Raw genomic sequence first — 17792 nt, 5'->3', positions numbered from 1 at the left:
CTCTATCTTATTGTGCCATTCGGCCGGGATTCGAAACCTCACGCCCGGGTAATCGGGGCAAACCGGGAGAGCAGGCGTTTGAGACCGACTGGTGCGGGAAAAGCGATTTGCATCTCTGTGTCGTCACCTTCACCTTTAACGGATACGACTACGCCGACTCCCCACTTGTTATGGGAAACCTTGTCGCCCGCTTTAAAATCGGGGATCGGATCATTGGCGTTCCGTCCGGCGGGATTTCCGGAAGCGGCCCGGGCAGCCGGCACAGAATGTCGGTTTGCCGCTTCACCCGAACCCCCGTTGATCGTTCGGCGGGATTCATTCCAGCCATAACGGCCGCCGTAGCCGGCAGAACCCCCGTAACCCCTCGCTGCACGGTCTTCTGCGGGCTGTATCTGTTCCTTAAACTGCTCCGGAATTTCATCGAGAAAGCGGGATGGCGCATTCATCGACGTGCGCCCGAATAAGGTGCGCATTTGGGCACAGGTCAGATACAGCTCCTTTTCCGCTCTCGTGATACCGACATAGGCAAGCCTTCTCTCTTCCTCCAGCTCCTCGTCGTCGAACAGCGTCCGGCTGTGCGGAAAGACCCCTTCTTCCATACCCGCGATGAACACAACGGGAAACTCCAAGCCTTTGGCGCTGTGCATGGTCATCAATATTACCGCATCCTGCCCGTTCTGGTCGTCCCCGTTCATCGTGTCGATGTCGGCGATCAAGGCCAGATCCGTCAGGAAGGCGATCAGCGACTTGTCCTCATTGCGTTTTTCAAAATCCATCGTAACGGACAGAAATTCCTCGATGTTCTCCAAGCGGGATTTCGCTTCAATCGTGCCTTCCCGCATCAATTCCAGCTTGTACCCGGTCTTTTCCAGCACCTGCTCGGTCAGCTCCGTGACGGATAAATAATCGCCCATCGCGCTCAGGTTCCCGATCAGCTGCCCGAACTCCTGAAGCGCGTTTTTCGAGCGTCCGGAAACGTCCCCCGTCTCATCGAGATCGTCCAGCAGCCGCATCATCGAAACTCCCCTGCCCGCCGCAGCGGCAGCCAGCTTTTCGACGGTGGCGTCGCCGATGCCTCGCTTCGGCACATTGACGATCCGCGAGAAGCTCAAATCATCATCCGGATTGGAAACCAGCCGGAGATAGGCAAGCAAATCCTTGATTTCCTTCCGATCGTAGAATTTGATTCCACCCACGATCTGATAAGGAATATCGGACTTGATCAGGATTTCCTCGATGACGCGGGATTGGGCGTTGGTCCGGTACAATATGGCATGGTCCCGGTATTTTCCGCCTTTTGCCAGATGGTCGCGGATGATTTTGGTAATGAAATAACCTTCGTCGTGTTCGGATTCGGATTGATAGATCCGTACCTTCGCGCCGCCCTGCCGGTCCGTCCATAATTTCTTCGGCTTGCGTCCCGTGTTGTTAGCGATCACGCTGTTGGCGGCATCCAGAATATTGGAGGTGGAGCGGTAATTTTGCTCCAGCAGAATCGTCTCCGCTTCCGGATAGTCTTTTTCAAAATTGAGGATATTGCTGATATCGGCGCCGCGCCAGCGGTAGATCGACTGATCGCTGTCGCCCACCACGCAAATCCGGCGGTACTTGTCCGCCAGCATCCGGCAGAGCATGTACTGCGCCCGGTTCGTATCCTGGTATTCGTCGACATGAAGATATAGAAATTTGTGCTGATAAAATTCCAGCACCTCCGGGACTTCAGTAAACAAGCGGATCGTCTGCATGATGAGATCGTCGAAATCCAGCGAATTGTTGCTTCTCAGCTTTTTCTGGTACAACGCATACACTTTGGCCACGACGCCCTGAAAATAATCGCCGATCTTGCTCTCGTATTGTTCGGCGGTTACCAGCTCGTTCTTCGCTCCGCTGATGGTGGAAAGCACAGCCCGCGGATCGAATTTTTTCACATCGATATTGAGCTCCTTCAAGCAGCTTTTCACCACGGACAGCTGATCCGTCGAATCGAGAATGGTAAAATTGGAAGAATAGCCGATGCGCTCGATATCTTTTCGCAGAATCCGCACGCACATAGAATGGAACGTGGACACCCAAATATCCTGTCCCGCCGGACCGACCAGCGCGGCGACCCGCTGCTGCATTTCTCTGGCGGCTTTATTGGTGAAGGTGATCGCCAGAATGCTCCACGGCGCCGCTTTGCGCGTGGCAATCAGGTATGCGATCCGATGCGTCAGCACGCGGGTTTTGCCGCTTCCCGCCCCGGCCATGATCAACAGCGGCCCGTCCACCGACTCCACCGCTTTCCGCTGCTGCCGATTCAGCTTGTCCAACGCCTGATAAATGTCAACAGCTCCATTCATATCACTGACAACCTTTCAATTAATCTTCAAGCGCCTTCGCCTTGACGGTCTGCAGCGCTTGCTCCAAATCTTCGTATATGACATTACCCACGATGATGGTATCGGCGGCCTGAGCGGCTCTTGCCGCCTTAGCCGCACTGTCGATTCCGCCCCCGTAAAACAATCTGGCTTGGTGCAGGACGTTTTTGACCCGGGTGACCAATTCCATATCGCCAAAGGTGCCGCTGTATTCCAGATAAACAACCGGGAGACGGAGCAGCCGGTCTGCCAGCAAGGCGTAGGCCAACACATCCTTGGCGTCGAGCTCGGTTCGCGAACCGGTCAATTGGGCTGCTGTCGAAGCTCCGTTCAGGATAATGTAGCCTTCTGCCGCAAGCAGGTCCCAGGGCATCAACTGCCCGTAATCCTTCAGCGCACGCTGATGGTGCCCGACGACCCAATCGACCTCGGAGGCATTGAGCACCAAAGGCACCAAGTAGAAATCGAATCCGGGCGCGACCGCTTCCCGGCTGGAAACTTCAAGTATGCAGGGAATCGAAAAACACCGAATTCGGGATAAAAGATCCACTGTATTGTCATAAGTTACGCCTGAAGAGCCCCCGACCATCACCGCATCCGAGCCGGATTGGCAGATCCGTTCCAATGCTTCATCCGACAATTCGCGTTCGGGGTCCAGCTTAAAAATGTGCTTCCATTCCAGCAGAGCTTCCTGCAAGGAAACGACCTCCGCAATCAAATTCTGGCATGTTCTTTTGTTTCTATGAACAGTCTATGACAGGAACCCGGCGGTGTCAATTTTACTTGGCCAACAAAAAACGGAACAAAATCACCCTTCGGGTGACTGAAATAACGCAACCCATACTTTAGTGTTGTTTAGGGAGATGGGTATGGCCTTCGGCTGCTGTTGAAGATCCCCATTCTGGCTGATGCTTTGACCATCATAAATAACAATATCTCCGCCGCCCCAAGTATTTTTATCTGATTTCCCCAGCTTCCAATCCTTCCCTTCTTCACCGCGCAGCAAAATAATGGGGTAATCGGGGAGGTTGGTCTTTCTCCAAGAACCCTTAATCGTTTTTCCGTCCCAGATGCTCTGCCAAACATAGGTTCCATCACTTTTCACTTGAAGATTGCCGGCATCCGCCCCCGGTGTAGCGTTGGTCACTACATCACTTGTGCCCGGTATCGGACTGGTTACAACAGCGCCTGGAATCCGCATTTTCCAAGTATGAAAAAAGTAGCTCAGGTCTGGAGAATTATTGTCCAAATTCTGATTTGAAGATGAGGTCTGAGCGTTTCCTTGACCGGTGATCGTAATCGTTCCCGTCGCATTGTCAAATTCGATCGCTTGTTTTAAATTCTCGCTGACAAACCGCACCGGTACCATCGTAGTTTCGGCGATGAGCTGAGGCGGGACATCCAGCATCACATTGCTGCCGTTCACTTTGGCTTGAGAATTATTAAGCCACAGGGCAATCGAATTTCCGTTTAAGTCTAAGGATATTTTTTGTTCGCTGCCGTCCCACTTCACTTTAGCTCCCAATGCTTCGGCAATAAACCGAAGGGGGACCAGGGTTCTTCCGTCCACCAAGGCAGGAGCAGCATCCAACGTTTTTTTCACACCGTTTACCATTGCATTTTTGTTGTCGAGCTGCAAAACAATTTTGGTTGCTCCCGGCGAACCCGTTTGCGATTTGGGTTTGATGACAAGACGCATTGGACCTATCGTATGAGTCTTATTATAAGAACTGTCATAGGCAACGATTTTATAAAGATACGTATGACCGACAAAAATATACTTGTCCACAAACGAAGTGTCAGTCAGCATGAAATCTGTCAGCTTGATATAATCTCCCCCATTGTCCGAACGGTACAGTTCAAAATTGGCGTCGCCGGGGAGCACGTCTTCTTGCCATGAGACTTTCGCCGCCTGGCCTTCCTCTAATTCATAGCTCCCGACTACATTGGAGGTATCGGTTCCCGGATTATTCCCCGTACTGCCGCTTTGATTTGCTGAGGCAGGGGGGGCCAAAGGCGCGGTGGATTGCATCACAAAAGAAAAGACAACCTTGGCGGGAAGGAGTTGATCGATCCGGATTTTCGCGTATGAGCCGTCGGCTGTCACAATGAGATAGGTGTACCCTTGCTGAAGCCTCGCTCCACTCGTAAATTGCGGCAAATTTCCATCTGTCGCATCCTGCAGTCCTTCCGTACCTAACTCAACAACCCCGTTAGCCGCCATCTCGTGATAGATGCTGATAACCAAATCAATCTTTTTCTTGTCGCCCGTCATCTGCAGCGTGCTTAAATTCATCCCGGTTATGTCGGCACCCTGAAGAGGATCGCCGAAAGTGAAAATCCCGTCGTATAATTGATCATAGACTACCTTTTGGGGCTCCCCCCAAGTGATCGAACTGGTTGCTGAAGCCATTACCGGAAGTAAAAGCAACTGAAAACATAAGAAAAACAAAACCGCCAAAATCCCAAACTTCTTTTTCAAAGTGACATTCCCCCTGCTATAAAAATTTATGAATGAGCTCAGTTTACTTCAGCCATCCTTACAAATCCCTTACACGCTTTGGGCCGAAAAAAACAGGACAGAGACCGTTCTTCGGTCCCTGTCCTGCCTCAAATTGATGGAAATTCCAAACTCCGTTACTTCACCAGCTGCCCCCGTGTCACACCCAGCTGATTGGTCGCCTTTAAGGCACGCCACACCTGACTGCCGGCGATTTGTCCGCGAATCGCCTTTCCGTACAAATCCAGCACTTCATGCACTTTATCCGGCGATTCCTCCAGAAACTCAATCCGATAGGAAGACACGCCCAGCTCAGCGAATTGGCCCAAATACTCCGCACCGGACTGTTCAATCGCATTATAGACCGTATTTCGGCAGCCTTCATCCACGCGTACCGGATGCGACATGCCGATACGGTCGCGGAGGGAAACCCGATGCTGCTCGCAGGGGCGCCCGCAGTTCGTATAGTCCGTTCCCTCGCTCAGAAACGTACAGTACACGCAGTGCTCCGTGTGAAACATCGGCAAATGCTGGTGAATCACAATTTCCAGCCTGGAGGTATCCGCCCGGCGCAAAAGATCGATCATCTGTTGGGTGTTCAGATCATACGACGGCGTCATTCTCGAAAGACCCGCTTCCAAAAACAAATTGACCGTCTTGTGATTCGCCGCATTCAGCGAAAAGTCCCCGATCAATTCGGGAAATTCCGCTTCCGGATGCTCCATGCGGCGCTTAGTGAAATACTCGACCGCTCCGGTATTTCGCACCAGCACCGCATCCGGCTGCAGCTTCAGGATGTTGTTGAAATAGCCCGTTTCACCGGCCATATGGATGCGCGGCGTGGCAAGAGCGATTCGTTTGCCGGCCTGCCGCGCGGCATCCACCGCCGCAGGAAACTGCTTGATGAACTCAAAATCGGCGTAAATCAGCCGAACCTCTCCCGATTCCGCAGCGGCCTTCACCTGCTCCAGACTTCGGCACAGCGCAGTCATCCCGGCTTTCGGAAGCGCTGCGCCTTCCGTCCGGACGAATGCGTCCGCATAAACATCGATCTGTTTTTTTTCATAGATTCTCGGTTTTCTGCGCTCGGCAGTCAGTTGCTCGACCGCCCTTCTCCGCATCGCGTTCAGCTCCCGAAGCGGAAGAATAAGCCCGTCCTGCGCCTGGTAATCGATCCGCTGCAGCTCGAAAATCGTTCCGCCCAAGCGTCCGTACTGCTCCTCCAGCAAAGCCGTATCCATCGGCCTTTTGAGCGCTGTCTCCAACGGCACATCCGATTCGACGTACACCGAGTGTCCCGTTTTTACATCCATCCACCATGTTTTCAGGGGCCGGCCCGCTGCGGCAATCGCTTTGACCGCAACCGGAAATACCCGGTAAGGCTTGTCCGTTTCGAACGTCTCCCTCAGCCGCCGGTCCAAATGCGGATCGCTCGTTTTCCAGATTCGGTCTCCCACGTGCACCCGTTTCAGATTGACATCATTGCGGCCCGGGATGATTTCCACGATCGTTCCTTCCCCGGCTTCGCCTTCCAGCTTTCTGCCTTTATTCCGGATATCGTATACCCTTCCGCCTTCCTCCTGCTTGGTCGGATCTCCCGCATCGAACACGATCCCGTCGCCTCTTTTGAGCGGCGCGGCCAATTCGCAGACGACACCGTCCCGCAGAATCTGCAAAACTTTACCCAGATAAACCCCCCTGCTTTTCGGAAACGTGCCTTCGACCAGCTGCTTGTTGTTGGTGCCTTTAAAAAAGCCGTGGGTGAACCCGCGGGAAAAACTCTGCTGCAGCTCCCTCATTTCCGCAGCATCCGGCTTCGGATTCCGCCCGGCAAAATAGTTGTCAATCGCCCTCCGGTATTTCCCGACCACATTGGCAACGTACTCCGGGCTCTTCATTCTTCCTTCAATTTTGAAGGAGGTTACCCCCGCTTCAATGAGCTCCGGCAGCAGCTCAATCGCTGCGAGATCCTTCGGCGACAGCAGATAAGCCACATCTCCCATCGGCTTCTGCACCCCGTCCACCATCATGTCATAGGGCAGCCGGCAGACCTGTGCGCATTCCCCGCGGTTGGCGGAGCGTCCGCCCCACATCTCCGAGGTCAGGCATTGTCCCGAGTAGGAAACGCACAGCGCTCCGTGCACAAACACCTCCATGGGCAATTTCGCCTGTTCACCAATCGCGCGGATCTGCTTCAAATTATTCTCCCGTCCCAGAACCACAAGCTCCAATTGATACGGTTTGGTAAATTCCACCGCCTCGGGGGAGGTGATCGTCATCTGGGTCGAACCGTGAATCGGGAAGTCCGACGAGATCTCCCGAATCATCTTGACCAATCCGAGATCCTGAACGATCACCGCGTCGACCCCGGCGTCGATGCACGCATCGACAAGCTCCTTGGCCTCGGGCAGCTCTTCTTCAAAAACCAGAATATTAAAGGTCAAAAACCCTTTAACCCCATAAGTATGCAAAAAGGACATGATCTCTGGCAGCTCTTCCACATGGAAATTATGCGCTCTTGCTCTCGCGTTGAATTTCTCCACGCCGAAATAAACCGCATCCGCCCCGTTGGCTACGGCGGCCCGCATGCAATCCCAATCGCCGGCCGGCGCCAATAATTCAATATCTTCAAGTACCACCTGTTTGGACATTTCTGTTGTTCCTCCGACAATCCGAATTATGCTTCATTCCTGCTCGGTTTTAGTTTACCAAATGCAAGCCCTAACTTTCCAATCGGGATCACTGCAAAAAGACGGCCTTCTCCGGACACTCCCCGAAAAAAGCCGCCAAGCTTGGCCAATTGTATTAATTCAAAAACTTAAAGGACAGCATGGCATCATTCAACCGCTTGAGGTTCTCGGGTGTACTTGCCGCCTTGAAGATAACCAGATCAAATCCGTATAAGACATTATCTTTACTGAACAAGTAGGAAGTGGCCGTAACCGTAACACCATCATTGGTAATTTCCGTCACATACTTTTTGGCCATCAGTCCAAACATCGGGACGTACGTATTTTCCAACACCTTAAAATCGGAAGTTGTAGATTTTAACAGAGCTTGTCTATCTTCAAGTCTTTTTATAAATTCATCCATGGTGGAATCCGTGATTACATACGCATTCAAGCTCCCGCCGGTAAAACTATACCTCATTAACGTTTCATCATTACCCCCGGATGCTTCCCAGTATTCCGGAATTTCCAGTGAAAAATGATATTTGCTGTTTTTCACGGTGATCCTTTTGTTGCGGTCATATGTGTCATTGGGGTCTTGAATGATTCCCAAAGCGGGATTGAATTTATTCACATCAATGCTTACGGATTCCTTCACGTGCTTTATTATCGTTTGTAAATCGGCTTGCTTCGCACTGTCCTGCGGATAAATGAACTCCAAAGAATACTTGTATTTTCCTTTGGTGAAATATACGGTTTCATCCGTAGTCCAATTTTTACCCATCGTAAACGTAAATTCGACCGATTTGGCCTCGCTTCCGCTGATGGTTAACGATTTCATATCGCCGAGCTTCCGGTAGCTTTCCACAAAGGTATCTTTAAATCTCTGCATTTCCCGATTAACCCATGCAGCGAGAGAATCCCCATCGGCTAAGGAACTGACGCTTAATGAAATCATTTGATTATCGTCACTGCTCGAAAATTTCAGGGAATGGCCTCCGCCTACTTTTGTCCATTCCGCCGGAATCTCCAGAGACAAACCGTAGTCATCGTCGTTATAGATTAGGTATCCGTTCTTAATGGACGACAGGTCCTTCAGGGTGCTCTCGCTCGCATCGAAGGAGGTCTTGAAGCTGTCCAACAGACTCTGATAGCCTTGGTATTTGGTTGTATTTTTGTAATTTTCCGCCTTGAATACCCTGAAGGTCAAAAAATATATATTGCCTGAATTGACATAAGCGCGATCTTCAAAGTAACTGCCCTGTTGGGTTTTGCTGACGATTCTGGCATACCTGATTCCGCCGGAACGGACGATTCTTGAATCGAGAACCGTATCACCGCCATACGACTGATCGGACGCTTTCTGCAATAATCCACTGTCGGAAATATTCTCCTCGGAAATCGGCTCGACGGAAATTTCAATACTGTATTCACCCGCCGCATCGGAAAATTCCACATAATCCCCTTTAAAGCTCTGATAGCTCGTTTCCAAACCCGATGGATATTTCATAGACCAGTTATAATAGCTGTTCCCGATCGAGGTCTTGCCTTCATCGGTATTGATATTGCCTGGAACTGCTTTCTGTTCGGTTTGCAAAATCCCCGTGATGACAATTTCTTTGGTTGCGGAATCATAACCAACCTTCGCACCGAAGTTTTCGGAGATGAAACGAATTGGGACCATCGTCGTATCATTCTTGATTTGGGGAGCAACGTTCAACTGTACGTTTTGCGTATCCTTCGTCGCCGCCTTGCTTCCGATTTTCAGATTTATGCTGTGACCGGCATACTCAAGCCCGATCGTTTGTGTCTTGGAATCCCAGCTCAATTTGGTGCCGAAAGCAGACGTGATCACCCGCAAGGGGACAAGCGTGGTTCCATTTGCTTCAAACGGCTTTTCAACCGTTAAGGTCTGACCGTTAATTTCGACTTGTTCGCTGCCTGCCTTTAGTCTGATCTCAATCGCTCCGTTTTGTTTGCCGGACGCATCGGCCGCCATTGCTCCTGTCAAGCCCCACATCGACATGAACAAACTTATCAGAATAAGAACCACTGTCATTTTTTTCATCTGCAATCTTCTCTCCCGTCTGGTCGCAATTATATCGCCGCGTTATTTTTCCCCGAGTATGATCACCCTTTTGACAAGATCCCCATTGGACTGAAACATCATCTGCACTTTATCTCCCGGAAGATAATTTTTCAGCAGCTCGTTCATATCCGTAATCGTCGAAACATTGCTGTTTTCTATGGAATAGAGAATATCCCCCTCCCTTACCCCTTTCTCATAAGCTGAAGATGTTGACTGGACCGCGGTCACCTTCAGCGGCTCATTGGAAGGAAGGCCGACCACCGATTCCCAACTTTCTTCCAACAGAAATCCGGGATCGGGCCTCTTGACCTTGCCGTATTTCCAAAAATGCTTGAGCACATACTGCACGGTATCGGCAGGAACGGCAAAGCCCATATTGTCAACGCTGACTTCCACAAATTTCAATGAATTGATGCCCACGACTTCCCCATTCAGATTGATCAGAGGACCGCCGCTATTTCCCGGATTTATGGCGGCATCGGTTTGCAGCAAACGATAATTGGAATTTACCGCCCGGTTCATTCCGCTGATCACGCCGACAGTTGCGGAATTTCTAAGTGCAAACGAAATCGGGGTACCCATGGCAATGACCGTTTCTCCGACACGGATATGACCATCCGTATTAAATTTGGCCGGCGTCAGCCCGCTTGCATTTATTTTGACAAGCGCCAGGTCGCTTTCCTCATCGATGTTCGTTTGCTTGCCCGCATACTGCTTTCCATCGGACGTAACGACAACAATGTTCTTCATGTCCTTGACAACATGCGCATTGGTGATGATCCAGCCATCCGCTTTGACAATAACCCCGGTCCCGTGGGCCAACTGAAAACGATTGCCGTCTTGGCTGCCCGGCACATTGCTCGGCTTTCCGATGATCGCAACAACGGACGGGGAAACTTTATCAATCACATCCGGAATGCTTCCGGTATAGTGGAACTTACCGCTCTTGGAATCGTACTTTCCGCTGCCTCCCAATGCTTGAACCATCGAGCTGGCCTTTACGTACACTTCACCGTTGATCAGCTTGGCGTCCATATCCATGCTTTGGCCAACCGATCCCACGGCTTCCGCATTCAGACCATATGTCATCGTCAGCACCAGCATCACACTAAATATACGGATAAATGAAGATCGCATTCCTTGTGTTCCCCCAAATGTAATTTTTATCGAATTATAAGATAAATTTTCCATCATTCTACACTATACCACATTTTTCGCGCGAGGCAATTAGTATATTTTCATTAAAAAACCTCCAATGCAAAAACAGCCCCGAAGGATAAATCCCGCGGAGCCGTTTTTCGGTATTCGATTTATGCCCGTCAGCTTATGAAAACAGACGATTCTGGAAATCCTGAAGGACGCCCATCCAGTTCATGATCATCAACGCATCGACCATCAAAAACAAAAGGAAGAAGATCGTGGAAAGCGTAACCGAAAACTTGGTTCTGTGCGGGGATCTCATTAATCGAAGAACCCCGATGCCAATCACCACGGTAAATGCTATCATAAACAAATCGAATGATTGAAAATTACTTGCTCCCGCAGCCTCTGCCGCCACCAACATGAAAAAACCCTCCTTCAAAAGTTCGCCAACTCGGTCAACTTATTCATCTTTTTATATGTTATCTTTGATTTGCCACTTATGCAAGCCTCATCATTAATTTTAACAACTTTGTCACGAATTATTTCAAGTTTTCCGTCAAACGGCCGATTGTTCTTTTTGCCGCAGTCTTTCCGCGTAATCCTCCGAGCGTTTGAGGTCCCGTTCCAGAATCGGTTTCAAAAACTGGCCGGTATAGGATTGCTCTACTTTGACAATCTCCTCGGGCTGTCCTGCCGCAATCACCGTTCCTCCGCCGCTTCCGCCTTCCGGTCCCAAATCAATGACATAATCGGCGGTTTTGATGACATCCAAGTTATGCTCGATAACCAAGACCGTCTCTCCCGAATCGGTCAGCCGATGAAGCACCTTCAGCAGCCGGTCAATGTCGTCGATGTGCAGCCCGGTGGTCGGTTCATCCAGAATATACAAGGTTTTTCCGGTACTGCGGCGATACAGCTCGGATGCCAGCTTGACTCTCTGCGCTTCCCCGCCGGACAATGTGGTTGCCGACTGACCCAGTCTTATGTAACCGAGTCCGACATCCAGCAGCGTCTGCAGCTTGCGGTGAATCCGGGGAATGTTCTTGAAAAATTCGCAAGCATCCTCCACGGTCATATCCAGGATATCCGAAATATTCTTCGCTTTGTATTTGACTTCAAGGGTTTCCCGGTTGTAGCGTTTTCCTTTGCATACTTCACAGGGAACATAAACGTCCGGCAGAAAATGCATTTCGATTTTGATGATCCCGTCTCCGCTGCAGGCTTCACATCTTCCTCCCCTGACATTGAAGCTGAATCGCCCTTTTTTGTAGCCGCGCACCTTTGCCTCGGGAACTGTAGAGAAAACGTCGCGGATATCGTCAAACACGCCTGTATAGGTTGCCGGATTCGATCTCGGCGTCCGGCCGATCGGCGATTGGTCGATATCGATCACCTTCTCCAAATGCTCGAGTCCTTGAATCGATTTATGCGCGCCCGGACGAACTCTGGCCTTGTTCAGATCGCGGGCCAGCGCCTTGTACAGGATTTCGTTGATCAGCGTGCTTTTCCCGGAGCCGGAAACGCCGGTTACGCAGACGAACACGCCCAGCGGAATTTTGACGTTGATATTTCGCAGGTTATTTTCCCTGGCGCCCTGGATCTCCAGCCATTTGCCGTTCGGCTCCCGCCGTTTCGGAAGGATCGGAATGAATTTGCTGCCGCTGAGATACTGGCCGGTCAATGATCGCGGATTGTCCATGATTTCCTGCGGGGTTCCTTCGGCAACGACGGTGCCTCCGTGAATGCCGGCTCCCGGTCCGATATCGATGATATAATCGGCCGCCAGCATCGTATCCTCGTCATGCTCGACCACAATCAGCGTATTGCCCAGATCGCGCATCTGCTCCAGCGTACGGATCAGGCGGTTGTTATCCCGCTGATGCAGCCCGATGCTCGGCTCGTCCAAAATGTACAGAACCCCCATCAAGCTTGAGCCGATCTGCGTCGCCAACCGGATCCGCTGCGCTTCCCCTCCGGATAGCGTCCCGGCAGCGCGGCTCAGCGTGAGGTAATCAAGACCGACATTCACCAAAAATCCGAGCCTGGCCTTGATTTCCTTCAAAATCAGGTGAGCGATCGCCATTTCCCGTTCGGTCAATGTCAGCGAGTCGAAAAACTTCAACGCGTCCCCGATCGAAAGATCGGTCACATGGGCCACATTCTTCCCTTGCAGCGTAACGGCCAGACTTTCCGGCCTCAACCGTTGTCCCTTGCAGCTCTGGCAGGCCTTTGCACTCATATAGGCTTCGATGTGCTCACGAATTCCGTCCGACGCCGTTTCACGGTATCTCCGCTCCAGATTGCGGACGATTCCCTCGAACGGCACCAGCGCCTCACGCGTGCTTCCGAATTCATTCTGATAACGGAAACGGATTTTCTCACCGCCCGTGCCGTGCAGGAGGAGCTGCATCTGTTCTTTGGTTAAGCGGGAAACCGGAATATCGGTCGGAATTCCGTAATGGGCGCACACCGACGCCAGGAATTGCGGATAATAGTTGGAGGTGCTCCCAGCCCACGCCTCGAAGGCGCCTTCCGCGATGGTTTTTTCCGGATCGGCTACCAGCAGCTCGGGATCAACGATCATTTTGACGCCTAAGCCGTCGCATTCCGGACATGCTCCATAAGGGCTGTTAAAGGAGAACATGCGGGGCGCCAGCTCTTCCATCCCGAAGCCGCATTCCGGGCAAGCCAGATGGGAGTTGAACAGCAGCTCCTCCCGTTCGGTCACATCCACGACCACACGGCCGCCGCCCAATTTGAGCGCGGTTTCCAGGGAATCGGCCAGGCGGGTCTGGATATCGTCCTTCACAACAATCCGGTCGACCACGACCTCGATGCTGTGCTTTTTGTTTTTTTCCAGCTCGATCTTGTCCGACAACTCACGGATTTCACCGTCGACGCGCACCCGGACGAACCCCTGCTTCTGAATGTCCGCCAGCAGCTTCGTATGCTCGCCTTTGCGTCCGGAAACGATCGGCGCCAAAATCTGCAGCCGGGTCCGCTCCGGATACTCGAGAATCCGATCCACCATCTGCTCTACCGTTTGCGAGCTGATTTCAACCCCGTGCACAGGGCAATGCGGCCTTCCCACCCGGGCAAACAGCAGGCGCAAATAATCGTATATTTCCGTTACCGTCCCTACCGTGGAGCGAGGATTTCGGCTTGTCGTCTTCTGATCGATCGAAATGGCCGGCGACAGCCCTTCGATCGAATCCACGTCCGGCTTATCCATTTGGCCTAGAAACTGACGCGCATACGCCGACAGCGACTCCACATACCTTCTCTGCCCTTCGGCATAGATGGTGTCGAATGCCAACGAGGATTTGCCGGATCCGCTCAGACCGGTCAGGACTACAAATTTGTCCCGAGGAATGGTGACGTCGATATTTTTCAAATTATGGGCTCTCGCACCCTTAATGACTATGTTGTCCCTGGCCAATTGAAACCTTCCTTTCCTAAACAGGCACCCCGTCAATCTTGGGATTTCAGTTCGAGAATTGCGTCCCGCAGCTCTGCCGCGCGTTCAAACTGCAAATTTTTCGCGGCTTCTTTCATTTCCGCTTCGAGTCTTTCCAAGAGCTTCTGACGTTCTCTTTTCGGCATTTTGCTCCAGTTCTTGTCAGGCAGGTAATCCTCTTTCTGCTCAGCCGCCTTGGTCGCTTCAATCAAATCTCTGATCTTTTTGCGCACGGTTTGCGGCGTGATACCGTGCTCCTTATTGTAAGCCTCTTGAATGGTCCTCCTGCGCTCGGTTTCGTCGATCGCTTTTTTCATGGATTCCGTGATCGAATCCGCGTACATAATCACGCGGCCCTCGGCGTTTCGGGCTGCTCTCCCGATCGTCTGGATAAGCGAACGCTCCGAACGGAGGAAGCCTTCCTTGTCCGCGTCCAATATGGCCACAAGCGACACTTCCGGCAAATCGAGGCCTTCCCGTAATAGGTTGATTCCCACAACCACATGCACGGTTCCCAAACGCAGATCACGCAGAATCTGCATTCTTTCCAATGTCTTGATATCGGAATGCAGATAATGAACCTTGATTCCGATCTCCTTCAAATAATCGGTCAGATCCTCCGCCATCTTCTTCGTCAGCGTCGTGACCAGCACGCGCTCATCCTTGCGGATGCGTTCCCGGATTTCGTCAATCAGGTCATCGATCTGCCCTTTCGTCGGCCGGACCTCCACGATCGGATCTGTCAGCCCCGTCGGCCGGATAATCTGCTCAGGCATGACCGGGCATTTTTCCAGTTCATAAGGTCCCGGAGTGGCCGACACATACAGAATTTGATTGATCTTTTGTTCAAATTCCTCAAACATCAGCGGGCGGTTGTCCAAAGCGGAGGGCAGCCGGAAGCCGTGTTCAACGAGCATCTCCTTCCGCGACCGGTCACCTTTGTACATGCTCCGAACCTGCGGAAGCGTCACATGGGATTCGTCGACCACAATCAGGAAATCCTTCGGAAAAAAGTCCATCAAGGTATAGGGCGTCGCCCCTCTTTCCCTGAACGTCAGCGGACCGGAATAGTTCTCAATGCCTGAACAAAATCCCATTTCCGACATCATTTCAATATCATATCGCGTCCGCTGCTCCAACCGCTGCGCTTCAAGCAGCTTGCCCCGCGAACGGAAATCCTCCAGCCGCTCCTCCAACTCCCGTTCAATATTTTTCAGAGCGAGCTTCATGCGTTCTTCTCTCGTGACATAGTGTGAGGCCGGGAAAATCGCGATATGCTCCCGCTCTCCGAGAATTTCTCCGGTCAACACATCAATTTCCGTAATCCGTTCGATTTCGTCCCCGAACAACTCCACACGCACCGCCTGTTCGCCCCTGGAGGCGGGAAAAATTTCAATCACGTCTCCCCTGACGCGGAAGGTGCCGCGCACGAAATTCATGTCGTTCCGCTGATATTGGATATCTACCAGCTTGCGGAGAATCTCGTTCCTCGGTCGTTCCATTCCCAATCGAAGCGAAAGAACCAGGTCCCTGTACTCCTCGGGGGAACCGAGACCGTAGATGCAGGACACGCTGGCCACGATAATGACATCCCGCCGTTCAAACAGCGCGCTGGTCGCGGAATGGCGCAGCTTATCGATCTCATCGTTGATGCTGGAATCCTTCTCGATATATGTATCGGTCGAAGGGACGTAAGCCTCGGGTTGATAATAGTCATAATAGCTCACGAAATATTCCACTGCATTGCGCGGAAAAAATTCTTTGAATTCACTGTAGAGCTGCGCTGCCAATGTTTTGTTGTGCGCAATAACCAAAGCCGGACGATTCAGCCGGGCGATCGTATGGGCAATGGTGAAGGTTTTGCCCGTTCCGGTTGCCCCGAGAAGCGTCTGGTGAACCTGTCCCCGGTTGATGCTTTCGACTAACTGCTCAATCGCCTTCGGTTGATCGCCCTGCGGTTCATATTCGGAAACCAGCTGGAAAGGAATCTGCTTGGTTTCGAGCATACTCATTTCTCATCATCTCCTTGCGGAGTCTATGGCCATAAATAAAAGAATAGCGCCACTCCATCCGAAAAGGGGGCGATATTCATATCCGAACAAGAATATGTGTTCCCATTTATTTATTATACCGTGAACCCCAAAAGGATGCAAATGGAAGTTCTATGAAGAGACTCCTCCGGACATTTTTCCGGCGGATTCCCGCGTTCCCATCCGGATCAAGGAAATCAGGCTGATCTTGCGCAAACTGACATAATAGCCAGCCTGCTCGTCCGGACAAAGGACAATCCCCAACTGATGGTGGTCGCCCGCAAAAATTGCCCCGCTGACGAACTTGCTCTGGTTTTCATGGTTGATGATTTCCATTCGGCAAAAAGCCGGGTTCGCCTGCAGCGCCTTATGCAGCTGTTCCTTGGCGCCGACCTTGATTCCATTGACCTTATGGATGATTTCGCCGGGCAGAATGCCCATTCTCTCCGCCGGCCCCCCCGGAATTACGGCAAGCACCTTCAACCCGCGTTCATCGTGGACAAACTGCGGCGCTGACCGATGCTCCCTGCGCCTGCTGATTCCGGCATGCAGTTCATGCAAAAGAATGACAGCGATCGATGCCAAAATCGTTGCCGGAGGCCAAAAATCGCTGAGCAGAGCCGACAACAGCATCGCGATACCGTAAATCAGCAGTAATTTCGAGCTTCTCAGGGCTTTCTCCCTCGGCAGCCGGGTCAGCGTATATTCGGCAAATCCGATCATCGCCGGAAGCGCGATCAGGGTCCAACCCGCTGACCATAGATCCCCGCCTGCAATGGGGGAAGACAGCAGCATCGATTGATGGGTCTGAGCCGGCACAAGCAAAAACAGCGGGACTGGCCAAAATCGATACATTTGGTAGCCTCCCACAATTTTTCCCCTTTTTCCTTCAAAAAATAACGGGACTGCAGATTGAAAACCGTCATATCGAATAAACAGCGCCTCGATCAGTTGGAGAAAGCCGACAAGCAGCAGCAGCGAAGGGATATGCGCTTCACGGACGGCATCCGCCAGCCGGCCGATAAAACCGGCGGGATGGACGTCCGGAAGCAGCATCAGGATGGAGTGCGCAATACCGAGAAGGCCGGCGGAATACGCCAGACGCAAATAGCGGATACGGATAAATATCAGAAGAAAGGTGATAACCCACAGGATGACCACGATATCAAAGGAAATCGACACGCCGATAAACGCCATCAGGATCGATGCGGCCAAGCCTGCCGCCCATCCCCATAATAGCGTCCGCAGCGCGCGACCCAAACTGCTGTGAATTTTGGTATGGAAAAGCTTCCGCTCCAAACGAAGCTGACGGCGGTACTGCAAAATGACAATGGCAATGCCAATATAATAAAAGGGCTGAGTTGCCAACTGAATGAACGCATTCAGCAGCTTCGAGGAAATTTCGTTCAGGTCCATTCCCGTGCTCCTTGCTACCCGTGCGGATTCACCTTGTAAATTCACTTCCACTTAAAATCATCCAATATATGAATACTTCAAGAGACGCCTATGCCATGAATAGAGCAGTGGACGTCCCTTAATAAATTCGA

At 51.7% G+C, this 17792-nt stretch carries 10 protein-coding genes; all 10 read right to left on the bottom strand.

The features are described from left to right. Positions 1–38: 38 nt before the first annotated feature. Complete coding sequence (gene pcrA, locus VF724_RS12090; protein WP_371754503.1) at positions 39–2339, bottom strand: DNA helicase PcrA; 2301 nt, start codon at positions 2337–2339, stop codon at positions 39–41. 19 nt (positions 2340–2358) lie between these two features. After that, the gene (gene pcrB, locus VF724_RS12085) at positions 2359–3054 is read right to left on the bottom strand and encodes a heptaprenylglyceryl phosphate synthase (protein WP_371754502.1); all 696 of its coding nucleotides are present in this window, start codon (positions 3052–3054) and stop codon (positions 2359–2361) included. A gap of 111 nt (positions 3055–3165) precedes the next feature. Continuing rightward, the gene (locus VF724_RS12080) at positions 3166–4839 is read right to left on the bottom strand and encodes a copper amine oxidase N-terminal domain-containing protein (protein ID WP_371754501.1); all 1674 of its coding nucleotides are present in this window, start codon (positions 4837–4839) and stop codon (positions 3166–3168) included. A 155-nt stretch (positions 4840–4994) separates the two neighbouring features. Beyond that, positions 4995–7508, bottom strand: a complete 2514-nt coding sequence (locus VF724_RS12075; protein ID WP_371754500.1) for a U32 family peptidase — start codon at positions 7506–7508, stop codon at positions 4995–4997. 154 nt (positions 7509–7662) lie between these two features. Next, the gene (locus VF724_RS12070) at positions 7663–9594 is read right to left on the bottom strand and encodes a copper amine oxidase N-terminal domain-containing protein (protein ID WP_371754499.1); all 1932 of its coding nucleotides are present in this window, start codon (positions 9592–9594) and stop codon (positions 7663–7665) included. A gap of 42 nt (positions 9595–9636) precedes the next feature. Further along, on the bottom strand, positions 9637–10752 hold the full coding sequence (locus VF724_RS12065) for a S1C family serine protease (RefSeq protein WP_371754498.1): 1116 nt from the start codon (positions 10750–10752) through the stop codon (positions 9637–9639). Between the two features lie 187 nt (positions 10753–10939). Continuing rightward, the gene (locus VF724_RS12060; RefSeq protein ID WP_371754497.1) at positions 10940–11179 is read right to left on the bottom strand and encodes a hypothetical protein; all 240 of its coding nucleotides are present in this window, start codon (positions 11177–11179) and stop codon (positions 10940–10942) included. Positions 11180–11314: 135 nt separating this feature from the next. Further along, positions 11315–14197 carry an excinuclease ABC subunit UvrA gene (uvrA, locus tag VF724_RS12055; RefSeq protein WP_371754496.1) on the bottom strand — a complete coding sequence of 961 codons (2883 nt, stop codon included), beginning with the start codon at positions 14195–14197 and terminating at the stop codon, positions 11315–11317. 32 nt (positions 14198–14229) lie between these two features. Next, on the bottom strand, positions 14230–16227 hold the full coding sequence (uvrB, locus tag VF724_RS12050; protein WP_371754495.1) for an excinuclease ABC subunit UvrB: 1998 nt from the start codon (positions 16225–16227) through the stop codon (positions 14230–14232). Positions 16228–16377: 150 nt separating this feature from the next. After that, a complete protein-coding gene (locus VF724_RS12045) occupies positions 16378–17712 on the bottom strand; it encodes a PDZ domain-containing protein (RefSeq protein WP_371754494.1) in 1335 nt (444 codons plus the stop codon). Positions 17713–17792 lie beyond the last annotated feature (80 nt).

This window comes from Ferviditalea candida, from assembly GCF_035282765.1.
Lineage (GTDB): Bacteria > Bacillota > Bacilli > Paenibacillales > KCTC-25726 > Ferviditalea > Ferviditalea candida.
Note: the sequence above shows the minus strand (reverse complement) of the source record. Positions and strands in the feature narration are given on the sequence as shown.